This is a genomic window from Roseibium sp. AS2 (genome assembly GCF_038900065.1).
Classification (GTDB): domain Bacteria; phylum Pseudomonadota; class Alphaproteobacteria; order Rhizobiales; family Stappiaceae; genus Roseibium.
In genome coordinates, this window is record NZ_JBBMQN010000001.1 from 58,724 (window position 1) to 75,880 (window position 17,157).

Consider the following 17,157-nt stretch of genomic DNA (forward strand, 5'->3'; position numbering starts at 1 on the left):
CGTTCAGGCTCCTGGGGCGACTGCTTCGTTCGCGGCCGCGCACAGCGACCGTATGTCCGCGGAGGCGGCGACGGTTCGCGAGGCGGCAAAACGTTCATGGTTCTGCGTCACGCTGTTCAGATCGTAGAGATAGTTCACCATCACGCCGGCGGACTGGCGCACGCCCTTGCCGGACAGATCGGCACCGGCATGGACCTGATGCACCAGTGCGCCATTGCCGAGATGGAACCTGGCAACGGCATCCAGCGGCAGGCCGTCCTTGCGCTTGGCCGTCACCAGATAGCGTGCCGCCTGCTGGCGCAGGCCTTCTTCGTTGTCGGCATCGACCGCGAGGCCCTCGGCTTCAAACCAGCGAACGAGGCCCGGGATCGGAGACAGGGTGACGAAGGTCTTCAAGCCGGGCAATTCGAGGGCCAGATCCGCGGCAACCTGCTTGATGAGCGAATTTCCGAAAGAAATTCCCGCCAGGCCCTCCTGGCAATTGGAGATGGAATAAAAGACGGCCGTGTCGGCCGTATCGGCATCGAGCACCGTGCGGTTCTCCGCCAGCAGGTCCTGAACCGACCCGGGAACGCCCCGCGTCAACGCGACTTCGACGAAAATCAGCGGCTCATCCGGCATCGCGGGATGGAGAAACGCGAAGCAGCGCCGGTCCGCCGGCGCAAGACGCCTTCTGAGATCGTCCCAGCCGTCGATTTCGTGTACGGCCTCGTAAGCAGCGATCTTTTCAAGAAGCTGCGCCGGGCTGTCCCAGTTGATGTGCCGTAGGACCAGAAAGCCCCGGTTGAACCAGCTTGAAAACAGGTGCCGGAAATCGAGGTCGAGCGCCTGCAACGCGTCGTCTCCCGGGCTCAGGCGCAGCAGGTCCTCGCGCATTCTCACCAGGAACCGGGTCGCATCCGGCACCTGGTTGAGTCTGCGGATCAGTTCCTGGCGCGGTGGTTCGACGGCCTCCAGGAATGCACGGTAGCTCGCTTTCGACTGGCCGTTTTCGTAAAGCTCCAGCGCGGCCCGGACATTCGGTGCGGAAACGGACAGTTCTTTCGCGAGATGATGAAAAAACCCGCGCTTGTCGTCGTCCGTCATCGCGGCGTAACGGCCGAGTATCTGCCTTGCCATCGAGACCCCGGAGACCTCTCCGGTCGCCCCGATCAGGTCGTCGACCAGGGCTTCGATCCGCCTGTCGTCCGGTTTGTCCGCACTCCTCGAACGGTACCTGCGTTCGAAGACGGTGGTAAGCAGGTCGGCCAGGAACATTATCGGCGTTCTCCCATCACGGCGTCCGGCAGCCATGTGGCCAGTTCCGGAAACAGGCAGAGCAGAATGATGGCGACCACCATGCATGCCACGAAGGGCAACGAGCCGGTCAGGATGGTCTTCAGCGAGATGTCCGGAGCGATGCCGTTGATCACGTAGAGATTAAGCCCCACCGGCGGTGAAATGAGCCCGATTTCCATGTTGATGGTCAGCACGACCGCGAACCAGATAGGATCGAAACCGGCCGTCATGATGATCGGCAGCAGGATCGGTGCGGCCATCAGGATAACGGCGACCGGCGGCAGGAAAAAGCCGGCGATCAGCAGGAACACGTTGACGACCCCCATCAGCAGCCACCGGTTGACATCCAGCGTGCCGATCCATTCCGCGATTGCCTGGGTGATGAACAGGGACGACAGCATGTAGGAGAAGACGCCCGCCGCCGCGATGATGAACAGGATCATCACGCTTTCCTTGGTGCTGTCCCTCAGGACCACCCAGAGCGCCTTCGGATGCCAGAGCTTGTAGATGATGACCGCAATCAGCAGGCAGAGCAGCGCGCCGACGGCGGCTGTTTCCGACGGGGTCGCAACACCGCCATACATGGCGTAGAGGACACCGAGAATGATGGCCATGAAGGGCAGCACCCTCGGCAGGATCTCGAATTTCTCCCGCCAGGAGTAACTTCCTGCGCTCAGAACGCTGGCGTTGCCGCTGCGCCAGGTCGAATAAAGCGACCAGGCCATGAACAGGGACAGCAGCATCAGGCCCGGAAAGACACCGGCCAGGAACAGGCGTCCGATCGATGTCTCGGTGGAGATGCCGTAGACGATCATGGTGACCGACGGCGGGATCAGGATGCCGAGCGTTCCGCCGGCCGCGATCGAACCGGCCGCGACGCCGTCCGGATAACCGCGCTTGCGCATCTCCGGGATCCCCATCTTGCCGATGGCGGCGCAGGTCGCGGGCGACGAGCCGGACATCGCGGCAAACAGGGCGCAGGCACCGAGATTGGAGACGACCAGTCCGCCCGGGATGCGCGTCAGCCAGCGCTCGAGGGCCTCGTAGAGATCCGCGCCGGCGCGGGTCGAGGCGATCGAGGCGCCCATGATAATGAACATGGGAATCGACAGGAGGGCGAAATTGTCGAGTTTCCCGAACAGGATCTCCGGCATCAGTTCCAGCGAGCGCGCGCCGTCGAACAGGATCAGGAACCCGGCGGAAACGATCAGCAGGCCGATCGCGACCGATACGCCGGAGAAAAGAATCAGAATGGTCGCAACGGCGACAAGTATACCGAGCAGCAGCGGATCCATCAGGCGTCCTCCAGACCAAAGGGTTTGTCGACGCCGAGAATCACGGCAGCGAGATCGGCAACCAGTTGCAGCAGAAGCAGGCCGAAGCCGACAGGGATCGACAGATACGGAATCCAGAGCCGGACGCCCCAGACCGTGTCCGACGTCCAGCCGCGGGCCCAGGCGAAGTGCCAGTATTCAAAACCGTAAAAGAGCATGATCGCGACGATGACGATCGACGTGGACAGCGTGATACAGGCCAGCACCCACCTCGGGCGGGGCGACAGCCACAACGGAAACAGGTCGACATTCACATGTCCGCGCAGACGCTGGACATAGGGCAGTCCGACAAGGGTAGCGGCGATAACGAGATAGATCACGGCCTCCGTCTGCCAGATCGTCGAGCCGTTCAGCACGAATCGCACGAAGATCATCTGACAGGTGATGGCAACCGCGATCACGATCATCAGTGCGGAACACCAGCCTGCCAGCGTCGACACGGCGGCAACGGCGCGCAAAAAGGGATTGTTACCGGCATGCGCGACGGCTGCCGAACTGTGGCCCGCCATGGGTCACTCCTTCAAAAAGGCTTTGAAACGTATCCGGGGCGGCAGGTGGCCGCCCCGATCTTCACACGTCAGTCGACCGACAGGGCGAGGTCGAGCAGTTGCTGGCCGTTGGGCGTGTCCTCGACGAAGGCCTTGTAGGAGGTCTCCTTGGCAAGGGCGCGCCAGGCTTCGAACTGTTCCTCGGTCATCGCCGCGATCTCGACGCCGTTTTCACGGAAGACCTCGGCCGAGGCCGCATCCTGCTTCTTGGCTTCCTCGAGATAATAGGCTTCCGCGTTGGCGGCAGCGTCCAGCAACGCTTTCTGCTGTGCTTCGTTCAGCCCTTCGAACGTGCTCTTGTTCATCAGCAGCGGCTGATACATGAACCAGAGCGCATATTCCCCTGCCGGCGTGTAGCAAGACACCTGCTCGTAGATGCGGTAGCTGACGAAGGACGAGGACGAGGTGTTGGCGGCATCAAGCACGCCGGACTGCATGGCATTGTAGATCTCGGAAGACGCCATCGAGGCGATGGACGCACCCGCACCCGCGAGCATCTGCTCGAAGGCCTTGCCGGCAGCACGCGTCTGCAGGCCCTGCATGTCTCCTGGCTCGGAAATGCACTTGTTCTTGCCGGCGAAGCCACCTGCCAGGTAGCCGTGCACCAGCACCATGACATCATCGCCCGCCATGATCTCTTCGATCGCGTCCATGAAGGGGCTTTCGTTGAGGCGCGCGGCATGATCGTGGTTCTTCACCAGACCCGGCATCAGGGTGAGGTTGTAGGCCGGCTGCTGACCACCGGCGTAGCTGAGCGGCAGCACCGTCATGTCCAGCAGGCCGCGCGTCAGCGGCTTGTACTGGTCGCGCGGCTTGAGCAGCGACTTGGACGGGAAAATCTTGATGTCGAGATCGACATCGGCCGCGGCGACCTCGTCGGCGACAATCTGCGCCACCTTGTGGCGCACGTCGCCGGTGGACCATTGATGCGACAGGCGCAGTTCGGTGGCCCCTGCGGAGAGCGAGCCTGCGAAAACCAGCGCTGCGGCGGCGACTGAAAGTTTGAAGTTCATGTTTTCCTCCCATGGAAAGCCCGGATTGAAACCGGAAACGGAACTTAGCCCCAGACGATGTTTTTGAGTCAAGGCCTTTTGTATACAAGAATGACAATATTGCGCACTAAATCTCATTATGATAAATGCGGAGCATGGAACGAAAACGGTCAGACTGCATCGCAGATGCGCTCGAGGGGCTGATATTCGACGGCACTTTCGCGGACGGCGACAGGCTGGACGAAGTTCAGCTGGCCGCCCGTTTTTCGGTTTCCAGAACTCCCATCCGGGAAGCCCTCCTCAGGCTCGCGCAATCCGGTCTGGTCACACAGATCCCGCGGCGCGGCGTGTTCGTGCGCCAGCCCGGTCCGGTGGAACTGATCGAAATGTTCGAGGTCATGGCCGAACTGGAAGCGGTCAGCGCCCGGCTGGCGGCCACACGCATATCCGACAAGGCACTGACCGATCTTCACACCGCGAACGACCGATGCAGGCTTGCGGTGGAAGCCCAGGACACGGATGGCTACTACCGCGAAAACGAACAGTTTCATGCCATCTTGTATAGACAGTCCGGCAACGGGTTTCTCGAGCAGGAATGCCTGCGCCTGCAGCGCCGCCTGCAGCCGTTCCGGCGTCTGCAATTGCGGGTGCGCGGTCGCATGAAACAGTCCATGCTCGAGCACGAGGCCGTCGTTGCCGCCATAGAGGCGGGCGACGGGGAACGCGCCGCCGATTCCGTTCGCCGGCATGTGTCCGTTCAGGGCGAAAAATTCCACCACCTTCTGACGAGTCTCAGGCCCGCCGCCGAGTGACGTTCGCAGCTTTCGCGTCCACAGGGAGCGCCTGCATGATTGCGGCAGCTGACGTTAATCTGCACGTCCCCTGGTCAGCACAATTTACAATAGGAAGGAATCGCGTTTAGCTTTACCGGCAATGCGAACCCGCATGAACGGTGCGACCCATCCCGGGGCACCGGACCGACCAAATGAAGGATCCTTTCATGAAATTCCGCTTCGGCCTTGCCGCCACCGTCTTCTTTCTTGCCGCCTCGCCTGCCTTCGCGCATCTGGATTCCGCTGCCCATGGCTCCTTTGCCGCGGGCCTGACCCATCCGGTTTTCGGGGCCGATCATGTATTGGCCATGATCGCTGTCGGCCTGTGGGCGGCCCTGATCGGCGGCCGCGCCGTCTGGGTCCTGCCGACGGCGTTTGTCGGTGCCATGATCGCCGGATTCGCCCTGTCGCTCGCCGGCGTGGCACTGCCCTTCGTGGAACCGGTCATCCTGGGTTCCGTCATTGTGCTCGGCGCCGTCGTTGCCCTGGCTCTGCGCCTGCCACTCACGGTTTCCGGGGCGCTTGTGTTTGCCTTTGGCCTGTGCCACGGCCACGCCCATGGAGGTGAAATCGGGGCTGCGGACGCGATCGGCTATGCGGGTGGATTCGTGCTGGCAACCGCGCTGCTGCATGCGGCCGGTCTGCTGATCGGTCACGGCGCCAGGACCGCCGCGCGCAACGAACCGGATCGTGCGCCGGGCATCCTGCGCGCGCTTGGCGTTGTCACCGCTCTCGGGGGCGTGTTCCTGGCGGCCGGCTGACAGGTCAGAATTGACGGATCCCCGGATCAGACAACAAGGGATGCCGGGACCCTGCCGCCAGGATTGATTTTCGCCCGCCCATGGGGTTGAGTGGCACGGAACGAGTGCCAGGGGGTAGAAACCGAATGATCGATACAGCCACGCTCGTGACCTATGTCGCCATCGTCCTCGGTTTCGTGTTCCTTCCGGGCCCGGCAACGCTGCTCACAGTGGCCAGGGCAACCACGTCCGGTACGCGTGTCGGGATCGCGACCGGCGCCGGTATCGCAGCAGGAGACTTGCTGCACACCTTTATGGCAGTGGTTGGTCTTTCAGCCATCATTGCCACGTCGGCGCTGCTTTTCAGCATCGTCAAATATGCCGGAGCAGCTTATCTGGTCTATCTCGGCATTCGCGCGATTCTGGAACGGGGATCAACGGATCTGAGCCGTGGTGCTCTGCCGATCACTGCCGGCAAGGCATTCCGCCAGGCAATCCTGACAGAAGTGCTCAACCCGAAAACGGCACTGTTCTTTCTGGCCTTCCTACCTCAATTCGTGCAGCCCGGGAACGGCGCGGTTGCCCTGCAGCTTACGACGCTCGGGCTGGTGTTCGTTCTGCTCGGGCTGTTGAGCACTGTCGTCTTCGCAGCCGGGGCGGGAGGGCTCGGCGCTTTTCTCCGCCGCAACCCGACAGTGTTGAAATGGCAGGGCAAAGTGGTGGGCTGCATTTTTTGCACGCTCGGCGTCCGGCTTGCTCTACAGGAACGATAGCAAAATCAAGCCTGACTCAAGCCAGTTCGATATCAAGACCAAGATCGAGCACCGGAGCCGAATGGGTGATCCAGCCTGACGAGATCAGGTCCACTCCGGCTTCCGCCACGGCCTTGACCGTGTCGAGCTCGATGCCGCCGGAGGCTTCCAGCAGGACCTTGCCGCCCGCGATTGCGACAGCTTGCTTCAGCGTTTCCGGCGGCATGTTGTCCAGCATGACCACGTCGGGCCTTGCCGCCAGCGCCTCTTTCAACTGGTCAAGCGTATCCACTTCAACTTCGATCTTGACCAGGTGCCCGGCAAAGGCCTTCGCGGCCTCGATCGCCCGGGTGACGCCACCGGCAACCGCGATGTGGTTGTCCTTGATGAGGATGGCGTCGTCGAGGCCGAAGCGGTGATTGGAACCACCACCGCATCTGACCGCATATTTCTCGAAGGCCCGCAGGCCGGGGGTCGTCTTGCGGGTGCAGACGATGTCCGCCCTGGTGTGGGCGATCAGGTCCGCGAAGGACGCGGTCACTGTAGCGATGCCGGAAAGATGACCGAGAAAGTTCAGCGCGACCCGCTCGGCGGCGAGCAGGGCCCGTGCGGGGCCCTCGATCCTGGCCACCACATCCCTGGGCGCCAGCCGGGCCCCGTCGTTGAGCAGCGGTTCGAAGGCCAGCGCCGCGTCGGTCTGGCGAAAGGCGCTTTCCGCCAGCGCCAGCCCGGCCAGAACACCGGGCTTGCGCGCCGCGATGACTGCGGTGGCGCGGGCCTCTCCGGGCAGGGTCGCCTGACTGGTGATGTCACCGGCCCGGCCCCAGTCCTCAAGCAGTGCAGCCTTGACGGCATCATCGACCATGAGACACGGCAACTCCGGCAGGACGGTGCGGGTCATGGGTTTTCCTTCAGGCGGTTTCCAGAGCCTCGGCGGTGATCGCCTCGACCTCTTTCAATGTGGTGTAGGAGCGTGACGCCATGTCCGGGTTTTCCTCCGGAAAGTCCTTGCGGAAATGACCGCCCCGGCTTTCCTGGCGTTTCAGCGCCGAGGCTGCAATCACCTTGCCCGTGATCATCATGTTCCGAATGGACTGGCGCACGCAGATCTTCTCGACCCGCGCGATGTCGGCGAGCGCCGCCTTCAGACCGGCGGCATCGCGCAGAACGCCGACGTTGCGGCGCAGGGTCTCGCGCAGAACGGTGATGCCGTCGCGCTCTTCCGTGTTGCGCTGGCTCGGCAGGCCGGGCTCGTCGTCCATCTCGTTCCAATAGGCGCTGCGCGGCGTCGGCATCAGCCCCTGTATGTCCTCGGCGATGCGGGCGGCGAAGACGACCGCTTCCAGAAGCGAGTTCGAGGCAAGCCGGTTGGCGCCGTGGGCACCGGTGGAGGCCACTTCCCCGGCGGCCCACAGCCCGTCCAGGGACGTGCGCCCGTTGGCATCGGTCAGCACGCCGCCCATGTGGTAATGCTCGGCGGGCGCCATCGGCAGAAGGTCCTTCTCCGGATCAAGTCCGGCCGCCTGCGCCGCCGCGAACACGGTCGGAAAATCATCCTTGAAACGTGCGCCGATCGCTTCCCGGCAATCCAGAAACGCACCTCGGCCTTCCGAGACCTCGTGGTGGATCGCTCTGGCGACGATGTCGCGCGGTGCCAGTTCCAGATCCGGATGCACGCTTTCCATGAAGCGCTCGCCGGCCGAGTTGACCAGGGTCGCCCCCTCCCCCCTGAGAGCTTCGGTCGCCAATGGCGCCGGATCCCTGCCGACGTCGAGCGCGGTCGGGTGGAATTGCACGAATTCGGCATCGGCGATCACCGCCCCGGCCCGGGCGGCCATGGCCAGACCGTGGCCATTGGCTTCGTGGGGGTTGGTGGTCAGGCCGTAAAGGTGGCCGATGCCGCCGGAGGCCAGCACGACAGCCTTTGCCGGAAAGGCCAGGCGTTCGATCCCGCCGCGGCGGCGCGCAAGCACGCCGGTCACGTAGCGGCCGGCGCCCAGAAAGCTTTCGCCCAGGTACCCTTCCAGGATCCGGATCGACGGCGTCTTGCGCACGGCGGCAATCAGGGCATCCATGATGGCGCGGCCGGCCATGTCTCCCCGCACGCGCACGACCCGGCTTTGGGAATGCGCGGCTTCCCGGGAGAATTTCAGGCGGCCCTCCAGATCCTGATCGAAAGGAACGCCGTAGGACAGGAGGTCATGCACCCGGTCGCTGCCCTCGCGGGTCATCAGCTCGACGATCTTTTCCTCGCAGATGCCGCAACCGGCCGCCAGCGTGTCGTCGCGGTGCTTTTCAACCGAGTCCTGTTCGGAAATCGCCGCGGCGATGCCGCCCTGGGCCCAGGCGGACGAGGCCCCCTGCCCGATCGGCGCATTGGTGATTACGGTCACCGGCCTCGGACTGAGTTTGAGCGCACAGAAGAGACCGGCCAGGCCGCCTCCCAAAATCACGACGTCATCGACATCCTTGCCAATATAGGCAGGCGCGAAATCCTCAACCGAAACGGCCATGGGGAACTTCCTGGTAGAGACGGGGCATCGCCCAAAGGATGTTCCGGGCCGAAGTCCGGCCCGGAAGAAGATACTGGGGAGCGGTGTAGACCGAAGCCGGTCACATTTTCAAGTTGATCATCCGCTCGACGGCCGTGCGGGCCCTGTCCGCGATCGCCGGATCGACGACGACCTCCTCCTTCATCTCAAGAAGAGACTCCAGGATCTTGTTCAGCGTGATCCGCTTCATGTGCGGACACAGGTTGCACGGACGGATGAAGTCGACGTCCGGGGTTTCGCTGGCAACGTTGTCCGCCATCGAACACTCGGTGATCATCATCACCTTTTCCGGCCGTTTTGTCTTGACCCAGTCGATCATATGCGCGGTCGAGCCGGCAAAATCCGCCTCGGCAACGACCTCCGGCGGACATTCCGGGTGAGCGATGATCTTCACACCCGGATCGATCTTGCGGTAGTCCCGCAATTCCTCGGCGGTGAACCGCTCGTGGACCTCGCAGGCACCGTCCCAGGTCAGAACCTCGACATCGGTCTTGTTGCCGACATTGGCCGCCAGATACTTGTCCGGGATCAGAAAGACCCGGTCGACGCCGAAGCTTTCAACCACCTGCAACGCATTCGACGAGGTGCAGCAGATATCGCATTCGGCCTTCACCTCGGCAGAGGTGTTGACATAGGTGATGATCGGCACGCCGGGATTGCGCTCGCGCAGACCGCGGACATCCGCGCCGGTGATCGACTCGGCCAGCGAGCAGCCCGCGCGCATGTCCGGAATGAGCACCGTCTTTTCCGGGCTCAGGATCTTGGAGGTCTCGGCCATGAAGTGCACACCGCACTGGACGATAACCTCGGAATCCGTCCGGGTCGCCTCGATCGCCAGTTGCAGGCTGTCGCCGACGATGTCCGCGACGCCGTGAAAGATATCCGGCGTCATGTAGTTATGCGCCAGGATGACGGCATTGCGCTGTTTCTTCAGCACATTGATGGCATGGATGGTGGGCGCCAGCGCCGGCCATTCGATGGCCGGGATGATATGCCTGACCTTCTCGAAGATCGGAGCCGTGGCTTCGGCGATCTCGGGCGTGTAACGCAGATCGGGGCGCTCCAGCTTGCCGAAGCGTTCCAATGCGGTCAGTCCGGTGGCAACAGGATGTCCAACCGGGGTCCTGGTCTGGGCAATAGTCATGGCGACCTCCCTTGATTGTGCGCTCCGGACTGCGTGCCCGGTGGCGCAAATGCTTTATACTCAAATTGAGCATATTAAAGCGAAAAGAAAACGGGCCCGAAGCCCATACTTTTGCTCTTTCAGAGTTTATATAACAATCCCCGCGTCCGAAATCCACCAAAATCGCAAAAAACCGATGATTTAAATGTTTCTCATATGATAATCAGAGACTTAACCCGACGAGAGTTGACTATCACGCATCCGACCGCGTTTGGTAACCCTTCGGCCTCACGGCAGGGAACGGCACGCATCAGGTGCTGCGACAAGACCGTTGTGACGTGCAAACAACCGGCTCGCGCAGTCTCATTCCAATTCGTGATCAATGGATCAATATTACGCGTTTTGCCGGCTCCCGCTTTCCGCCTATTCTGATCGTAGTTTAACGATCAGAACAGGCCGAAGATGACCAATGCCTCCACCACCGGCCGGCCCGGCCCGAATATCCCGCTGGTGATTGCCTGCGGCTGCCTGATCGCCCTGATTTCCTTCGGACCTCGGTCGGCGATGGGGCTGTTCTTCCAGCCGATGACGGAAGCGCGGGACTGGAGCCGGGAGATCTTTGCCCTGGCACTGGCGATCCAGAACCTGATGTGGGGGATCGGCCAGCCGATCGCCGGCATGGTCTCCGACAGATACGGCACCTGGAAGGCGATGGCCTTCGGCACGGTGCTCTACTGCGCCGGACTGCTCCTGATGATCGACGCGCAAAGCGCCGTCGCCCTGCATGTCTCCGCGGGCATCCTGATCGGTCTCGGCATCGCCTTTTCCTCGTTCTCGCTGGTCCTTGCGGCCTTCGGGCGCGCCGTGACACCCGAACAGAGGTCGCTTGCCTTCGGCATCGGCACCGCCTCCGGCTCCCTGGGGCAATTCCTGTTCGCACCGCTCGGCGGCGCTCTCATTGCCAATATCGGCTGGCAGGACACGCTGATCGTCTTTACCGGCCTCATTGCGCTCATTCCCGTGCTGGCTGTCGCGCTGCGGGGCAGGTCCGAACGCTCCGGCGACGGCAGCCCGGCGCATGACCAGAACCTGAAATCCGCCCTGTCGGAGGCCTTCGGAACGCGCGGGTTCATTCTGCTGTCGATCGGGTTCTTCGTCTGCGGCTTCCACGTCGCCTTCATCACCGTGCATCTGCCGCCGTTCATTGCCGATGTCGGCCTCGATCCCAGTTGGGGGGCCTGGGCGATCGCGCTGATCGGCCTGTGCAACGTGGTCGGTTCACTGGCGTCCGGCTATATCGGAGGACGCTATTCCAAACCGATCTTCCTGTCGCTGATCTATCTCGGCCGGTCGGCCGCGATCCTTGCCTTCATCATGCTGCCGATCACGCCGGCTTCCGTTCTGGTGTTCTCCGGCGTCATGGGACTTCTTTGGCTGTCGACGGTGCCGCCGACCTCCGGCCTCGTCGCGGTCATGTTCGGACCGCGCTACATGGCAACCCTGTTCGGCTTCGTGTTCCTGTCGCACCAGATCGGCGCGTTCCTGGGGGTCTGGCTCGGCGGAAAGCTCTACGATCAGACCGGCTCCTACGACGCCATCTGGTGGCTCGGCATCGCCCTGGGCATTTTCGCCGCGGCCATTCACTGGCCGATCGAGGAAAAACCGGTGGCAAGGCTGGCGGGCCAGGCGGCCGAATAAGGCATCGCAGACGAAACTGGGTCTCCGGAAGCTCAAGAATTTTCGAGAAACCGCATACGCCCACCCTCCCCCATGAGGGGTGGGCGTATGCAATGCCGTGAAGGGAACCCGATCCGGTTCTACCCGATCACCCGGACACTTTCGAGAAATCGGCGACCACGTGGGTCGCGTCGCGGATTTCGGCGAGGAGTTGCAGGCGGTTCATACGCAGCTCGGCCACGTCGGCATTGACCAGGATATCCTCGAAGAAACGGTCGACCGGAGCGCGCAGCATCGAAAGCGCCTCCATGGCGGCTTCGAAGTTCTCTTCCGCGACCGCATCGGCGGCTGTGGCCCGGGCGGTGTCGATGGCCGCTGCCAGGTCGATCTCGGCCTGTTCCCTGAAGTGATCCGCATGCGGCTTGCCTGTGACCGGTGCGCCGTCCTTCTTTTCTTCCGCCTTCAGAATGTTGATCGCGCGTTTGTAGCCGGCCAGCAGATTGGCGCCGTCGTCGGATGACACGAACTTGCCAAGCGCCTCGACGCGGCTGACCACCCTGAGGAGGTCGTCCTGGCCTTCGAGCGCGAACACGGCGTCGATCAGATCGTGCCGGGCGCCCTCATCCCTGAGATGGACCTTCAGACGGTCGCCCAGGAACGCCAGGAGATCCGGAACGACAGCCGCCGGATCGGCAACATCGGCCGACTGAAGATCAAGCGCGGAACGCATCGCCGCGCCCAAATTGAGCCTGAGATTGTTTTCCAGCACGATCCGGATCACCCCCAGCGCGGCACGGCGCAGGGCATACGGATCCTTCGAGCCGGTCGGCTTTTCGCCGATGGCCCAGAAGCCGGCCAGCAGATCCAGCTTTTCGGCAAGGGCGACGGCGATCGCCACCGGGTCGGCCGGCACGCTGTCGCTCGGCCCCTGCGGCTTGTAATGTTCCTCGATCGCGGTCGCGACAGAGGCATCCTCTCCCTGCGCTTGCGCGTAGTAGCGGCCCATCAGGCCCTGCAGTTCGGGAAATTCGAACACCATCTGGGAGACGAGGTCGGCCTTGGCCAGTTCCGCGGCGCGTTTCGCCTTTGCCTGATCGGCGCCGACGTGCGGAGCCAATTCGGCGGAGAGCGCAATCAGGCGCTTCACCCGTTCGCCGACGCTGCCGAGCTTTTCGTGAAACTTGACCTCGTCCAGCTTGGGCAGATTGTCGGACAGCCGGGTCTTCAGGTCGGTGTCCCAGAAGAAGCGCGCGTCGGACAGCCGCGCCCGGATCACCTTCTCGTTGCCGGCAACGATCAGCTTGCCGCCGTCGTCGGCGACGATGTTGGAGATCAGCACGAACCTGTTGGCGAGCCGGCCGGTGTCGGGATCCTTCAGCACGAAGCACTTCTGGTTGACCCTGATGGTCAGCTGGATGCACTCGTCCGGAATGGCCAGGAAAGCCTCGTCGAAACTTCCGGTCAGCACCACAGGCCATTCGACCAGACCGGCAACCTCTTCCAGAAGGCCGGGATCCTCGACAAGGTCCAGTCCCAGCGCCAGCGCCTGGTCCTTGGCATCGTGCAGGATGATCTCCTTGCGGCGGTCGGCGTCGAGCACGACCTTGTGCTTCTCGAGCCCCGTGGCATAGTCATCGAACCGGCGCACGCCGAAGGCCTCATCGGCCAGAAACCGGTGCCCGCGCGTGGTCTTGCCCGACCGGATACCGTCGAACTCGAACGGCACGACATCCGGTTCCTCGGTTTCCGGACCGAAGCTCGCGACGATCGAATGCAGGGGCCGGACCCACCTTGTGCTGGTTGTCCCCCAGCGCATGGATTTGGGCCAGGGGAAAGCGCGCAGGATCCCCGGCATGAACTCCGCGATGATGTCGATGGCGGTCCTGCCGGGCTTTTCGATCACGGCGACATAGAAATCGCCTTTTTTCGGATCGGTGCTGATCGTCGCCTCGTCGATGGACGCCAGACCCGCTCCGCGAAGAAACCCCTCGACAGCCTTTTCCGGCGCGCCCACTCGAGGACCCTTGCGTTCTTCACGGGTTGCTGCAGAACCAGCCGGCACACCGGCGACATGAAGCGCGAGGCGCCGGGGCGTTGCGAAGGCCTTTGCACCCTCATAGGGCAGCCCGGCATCCACCAGCGCATTGGTCACCAGAGATTTCAGGTCTTCGGCCGCCTTGCGCTGCATGCGGGCCGGAATTTCCTCACTGAAAAGCTCAAGCAGAAGATCAGGCATGGGATGAGTTGACCTTTGGCCTTGGTAGATGGGACATCACCGAAGTCGGAATGCGCGTCCGTTACCAAGTCGGCGGCAACTTGTCACCCCCTTTCGCATTGGCGACCAGAGCCCGCTTTCACAAGGCGTGATTATTGACCCAGCGGAAATATTTCACTCTTCATCAACAAATTCATGTGAAACTCCCCATATCGCGCATATTACTATTCGATGGAAACGACTTCGTGACTGATGGGAAAGTTGCAAACACCCAATACTTGACGCGACCTATATTTTTCGTCCTTTCCATAATGCTTGTCAGTTTCGCGACCCTGAGATTGTTCCCGGTCTTTTTCCCTGCCGACCGCTCGGAACACGCTCACGAGGTCTATGACATTGTCACGAGCATCCTTTTCATCATTGCCTTGTTCAGCCTCGTCTACGGAGTATGGTCGACACGGCATCTGCGCAAGCAACTGATCGAGAGATCCTCGGCCCATTCCGAGGCGCTGTCGCTCGCCCAGCACGATCCCCTGACAGGACTTCCAAACAGGCGGCGTCTGCTCGAAGCCTTTTCGGTGCTCACAGGCGATGTGAAGGCGGGTTCCTTCCGGTCCGTAATGATGCTCGACCTCGACGGCTTCAAACCCATCAACGATGTCTACGGCCACGCGTTCGGAGACACTCTCCTGCACAGCTTCGCCGACCGCATCAGCGAATTTATCGGCAACGACGGCATTGTCGCGCGGCTCGGCGGCGATGAATTCGCGATCGTCTCTCCGGTTTTCAATGACAAGGCGGACGCAGCGGGGTTCGCACGGCGGCTGCTGACGCGGATCAGCGAACCCTTCAAGCTCAACGACCGGCAGATCTCGATCGGCTCCGGCATCGGCATCGCTCTTTATCCGAACGATGGCCACGCCATGACGGAACTGCTCCGCCGCGCGGACATTGCCCTTTACCGGGCCAAATCATCCGGCCGTTCGACCTACCGGTTCTTCGAGCTGGACATGGACGCGTCGATCCTGCACCGGACCCTCCTGGAACAACGGCTGCGCCAGGCGATCGCGGCAAATGAGGTCGCGGCCAACTATCAGCCGATTCTCGACATGAAGACCGGACGCATTGCCGGCTTCGAGGCCCTCGCGAGATGGACAGACAGCGATTTCGGCAAGGTTCCGCCGCTGCAGTTCATTCCGATCGCCGAGGAGTGCGGCATCATCACCGACCTGACGAAACATCTTCTCGCGGAAGCCTGCAGGACGGCGAAGACCTGGCCGGAGGAGCTTTACCTGTCCTTCAATCTTTCACCGGTCCAACTCCAGGACAATTCCCTGCCTGCGCAGGTGGCTGCCATTCTGGAAGAACACGGCTTCCCGGCGAACCGGCTTGTCCTGGAGATCACCGAAACCTCTCTGGTCAAGAACCCGGAAATGGCGAAGCGCATCATTTCGGAGCTGACCGAAAGCGGCATTTCGATCGCGCTGGATGATTTCGGCGCCGGGCATTCCAGCCTGAGCTATCTCCGCGACTTTCCGATCAGCAAGGTGAAGATCGACAAATCATTTACCGAGCGCATGCTGACCGACCGGCAATGCGCCGCAATCGTGGAAGCCATACTGGTTCTGTCCAAAGGCCTCGACATTGATGCAGTCGCCGAAGGCGTCGAGGAAACCGAGACGCATCAGGCCCTCAACTCGAACGGCTGTCACTACGGCCAGGGCTTCCTTTATGCCGCTGCCTTGTCGGCGGAAGACGCCATCGCCCTGCTGGCTTCCCAGGAGGACGGACGGCTGTCCTTTGCCGGATCTGCCGACCACTCCGTGTGACGGGCGTTTTCCGGCGCAGGGCCCCGGTCAGCCTCCCAGGAAAAGCAGAATAATCGCCGCATTCGCCAGATCGACAAAGAACGCGGATATCAGCGGCAGGATCAGAAACGCCTGCGTTGCAGGACCGTAGCTCTTGGTCACCGCGGTCATGTTGGCGATCGCGGTCGGGGTGGCGCCGAGAGCAAACCCGGCAAAGCCAGCGCCGAGAACGGCTGCGGTGTAATCGCGCCCCATCATCGGAAACACCGCAAAAATGATGAACAGCCCCGCGGCGACGATCTGGACCGCCAGGATCAGCAGCATCGGCCCGGCAAGGCCCGCAAGTGTCCAGAGCTGCAGGCTCATGAGGGACATCGTCAGAAAGATCCCGAGTGCGAGATCGGACAGGACCGCCAGCGACCGGGACCGGGCAGGCCAGGTCATTTTCTTGAACACGACCGGCACCGTATTGGACAGCACGATACCGCAGAAAAGGCAGCAAACGAAGACCGGCAGATCGACGGCGAACCCGGTGACCAGGACCTCCTGCAGTCCGACACCCAGAGCAATGGCGATGTTGAGCACCAGCAAGGCCCGCATCAACCCGGTATGGGTCACGGCGATGTCGTCTTCCCGGTCGCTCTCGATGCCGATCATCGGGGCTTCGGGCGGTCGGTCGGGATCCGGCCGGGCCCCTTTCCGCTCGATCAGGTAGTTGCCGACGGGCCCTCCCAGCAAGCTCGCCGCGATCAGGCCGAGCGTTGCCGTTGCCGCGCCTATTTCCACGGCGCCCACCACCCCATAGTCGGCCACCAGCTTCGGCCCCCAGGCGATCGCGGTGCCATGCCCCCCGACCAGGGAGACCGTTCCGCCGAGCAGGCCGAAACCCGCCGGCAGCCCGAGCGCGAGCGCGATGCCGGTGCCGATCGTGTTTTGCAGCAGCATGTAGACGACGGTCAGGCACAGCAGGATCAGCAGTGGCTTGCCGCCTTTCGCCAGGTCGGAGAACCGGGCATTGAGACCGATTGCCGTGAAGAAGCAATAGAGCAGGTAGTCTCGGGACTGCAGGGAAAATCCGACTTCCCTGCCAAATCCGAGATAGACGACAAGGGCCAGCAGGGCGACCAGCAGTCCGCCCGACACAGGTTCGGGAATGTTGTAGCGCTGCAGAAAAACGATCTTCTTGTTCAGCCGGACGCCGAGAAAATAGACCAGGATCGCCAGATTGAAACTGGCGAATTCGCTGAAGGAGATTGTGTCACCGGTCATGTGAGAAGCCGAACCGATCCGGATGAAAAAGGCATG

General features: G+C 62.3%; 14 protein-coding genes. 5 read left to right on the forward strand and 9 right to left on the reverse strand.

From position 1 onward, the window contains the following. Positions 1-3: 3 nt before the first annotated feature. The 4 genes from WNZ15_RS00265 to dctP form a co-directional block, all read right to left on the reverse strand. A complete protein-coding gene (locus tag WNZ15_RS00265) occupies positions 4-1,257 on the reverse strand; it encodes a malonyl-CoA decarboxylase (protein ID WP_342890922.1) in 1,254 nt (417 codons plus the stop codon). Then, entirely contained in the window at positions 1,257-2,573 is a 1,317-nt protein-coding gene (locus WNZ15_RS00270) for a TRAP transporter large permease (RefSeq protein ID WP_342890923.1), read from the reverse strand. Before WNZ15_RS00270 ends, WNZ15_RS00265 begins: the two co-directional genes overlap by 1 nt. After that, positions 2,573-3,121 (reverse strand): TRAP transporter small permease, encoded by a 549-nt coding sequence (locus tag WNZ15_RS00275; RefSeq protein ID WP_342890924.1) that lies wholly within the window; start codon positions 3,119-3,121, stop codon positions 2,573-2,575. The genes WNZ15_RS00270 and WNZ15_RS00275 overlap by 1 nt, the downstream gene beginning before the upstream one ends. Positions 3,122-3,189: 68 nt before the next feature. Then, positions 3,190-4,173 carry a TRAP transporter substrate-binding protein DctP gene (dctP, locus tag WNZ15_RS00280; RefSeq protein ID WP_342890925.1) on the reverse strand — a complete coding sequence of 328 codons (984 nt, stop codon included), beginning with the start codon at positions 4,171-4,173 and terminating at the stop codon, positions 3,190-3,192. Positions 4,174-4,307: 134 nt separating this feature from the next. Between dctP and WNZ15_RS00285 the strand changes: the two genes are divergently transcribed. The 3 genes from WNZ15_RS00285 to WNZ15_RS00295 all read left to right on the forward strand — a co-directional run bounded on the left by WNZ15_RS00285 (position 4,308) and on the right by WNZ15_RS00295 (position 6,498). After that, positions 4,308-4,964 (forward strand): GntR family transcriptional regulator, encoded by a 657-nt coding sequence (locus WNZ15_RS00285; protein ID WP_342890926.1) that lies wholly within the window; start codon positions 4,308-4,310, stop codon positions 4,962-4,964. Between the two features lie 188 nt (positions 4,965-5,152). Beyond that, positions 5,153-5,746, forward strand: coding sequence for a HupE/UreJ family protein (locus tag WNZ15_RS00290; RefSeq protein WP_342890927.1), 594 nt, complete (start codon positions 5,153-5,155; stop codon positions 5,744-5,746). 125 nt (positions 5,747-5,871) lie between these two features. Next, the gene (locus tag WNZ15_RS00295) at positions 5,872-6,498 is read left to right on the forward strand and encodes a LysE family translocator (protein ID WP_342890928.1); all 627 of its coding nucleotides are present in this window, start codon (positions 5,872-5,874) and stop codon (positions 6,496-6,498) included. Between the two features lie 16 nt (positions 6,499-6,514). Here WNZ15_RS00295 and nadC read toward each other — a convergent pair whose 3' ends face one another. The 3 genes from nadC to nadA form a co-directional block, all read right to left on the reverse strand. Then, entirely contained in the window at positions 6,515-7,378 is an 864-nt protein-coding gene (nadC, locus tag WNZ15_RS00300) for a carboxylating nicotinate-nucleotide diphosphorylase (protein WP_342890929.1), read from the reverse strand. Positions 7,379-7,388: 10 nt separating this feature from the next. Then, positions 7,389-8,990 carry an L-aspartate oxidase gene (locus WNZ15_RS00305; RefSeq protein WP_342890930.1) on the reverse strand — a complete coding sequence of 534 codons (1,602 nt, stop codon included), beginning with the start codon at positions 8,988-8,990 and terminating at the stop codon, positions 7,389-7,391. Between the two features lie 100 nt (positions 8,991-9,090). Beyond that, entirely contained in the window at positions 9,091-10,173 is a 1,083-nt protein-coding gene (gene nadA, locus WNZ15_RS00310) for a quinolinate synthase NadA (protein WP_342890931.1), read from the reverse strand. Positions 10,174-10,614: 441 nt separating this feature from the next. On the opposite strand from nadA, the gene WNZ15_RS00315 reads away from it, so the two are divergent. Continuing rightward, positions 10,615-11,850, forward strand: coding sequence for an MFS transporter (locus WNZ15_RS00315; RefSeq protein WP_342890932.1), 1,236 nt, complete (start codon positions 10,615-10,617; stop codon positions 11,848-11,850). 127 nt (positions 11,851-11,977) lie between these two features. Here the strand turns inward: WNZ15_RS00315 and glyS are convergent, their stop codons facing one another. Continuing rightward, on the reverse strand, positions 11,978-14,065 hold the full coding sequence (glyS, locus tag WNZ15_RS00320; RefSeq protein ID WP_342890933.1) for a glycine--tRNA ligase subunit beta: 2,088 nt from the start codon (positions 14,063-14,065) through the stop codon (positions 11,978-11,980). Positions 14,066-14,355: 290 nt separating this feature from the next. Here glyS and WNZ15_RS00325 point away from each other — a divergent pair, with 290 nt between their 5' ends. Continuing rightward, entirely contained in the window at positions 14,356-15,873 is a 1,518-nt protein-coding gene (locus WNZ15_RS00325) for an EAL domain-containing protein (protein WP_342890934.1), read from the forward strand. A 27-nt stretch (positions 15,874-15,900) separates the two neighbouring features. Here WNZ15_RS00325 and gltS read toward each other — a convergent pair whose 3' ends face one another. Further along, a complete protein-coding gene (gene gltS / locus WNZ15_RS00330) occupies positions 15,901-17,121 on the reverse strand; it encodes a sodium/glutamate symporter (RefSeq protein WP_342890935.1) in 1,221 nt (406 codons plus the stop codon). Between the last annotated feature and the right edge of the window lie 36 nt (positions 17,122-17,157).

Coding starts and splice junctions, on each gene's coding strand:
- WNZ15_RS00315 (WP_342890932.1), top strand. CDS start 10,615: ATGACCAATGCCTCCACCACCGGCCGGCCCGGCCCGAATATCCCGCTG.
- nadA (WP_342890931.1), bottom strand. CDS start 10,173: ATGACTATTGCCCAGACCAGGACCCCGGTTGGACATCCTGTTGCCACC.
- WNZ15_RS00325 (WP_342890934.1), top strand. CDS start 14,356: ATGCTTGTCAGTTTCGCGACCCTGAGATTGTTCCCGGTCTTTTTCCCT.
- WNZ15_RS00290 (WP_342890927.1), top strand. CDS start 5,153: ATGAAATTCCGCTTCGGCCTTGCCGCCACCGTCTTCTTTCTTGCCGCC.
- glyS (WP_342890933.1), bottom strand. CDS start 14,065: ATGCCTGATCTTCTGCTTGAGCTTTTCAGTGAGGAAATTCCGGCCCGC.
- WNZ15_RS00305 (WP_342890930.1), bottom strand. CDS start 8,990: ATGGCCGTTTCGGTTGAGGATTTCGCGCCTGCCTATATTGGCAAGGAT.
- WNZ15_RS00285 (WP_342890926.1), top strand. CDS start 4,308: ATGGAACGAAAACGGTCAGACTGCATCGCAGATGCGCTCGAGGGGCTG.
- WNZ15_RS00265 (WP_342890922.1), bottom strand. CDS start 1,257: ATGTTCCTGGCCGACCTGCTTACCACCGTCTTCGAACGCAGGTACCGT.
- WNZ15_RS00295 (WP_342890928.1), top strand. CDS start 5,872: ATGATCGATACAGCCACGCTCGTGACCTATGTCGCCATCGTCCTCGGT.
- dctP (WP_342890925.1), bottom strand. CDS start 4,173: ATGAACTTCAAACTTTCAGTCGCCGCCGCAGCGCTGGTTTTCGCAGGC.
- WNZ15_RS00270 (WP_342890923.1), bottom strand. CDS start 2,573: ATGGATCCGCTGCTGCTCGGTATACTTGTCGCCGTTGCGACCATTCTG.
- nadC (WP_342890929.1), bottom strand. CDS start 7,378: ATGACCCGCACCGTCCTGCCGGAGTTGCCGTGTCTCATGGTCGATGAT.
- gltS (WP_342890935.1), bottom strand. CDS start 17,121: ATGACCGGTGACACAATCTCCTTCAGCGAATTCGCCAGTTTCAATCTG.
- WNZ15_RS00275 (WP_342890924.1), bottom strand. CDS start 3,121: ATGGCGGGCCACAGTTCGGCAGCCGTCGCGCATGCCGGTAACAATCCC.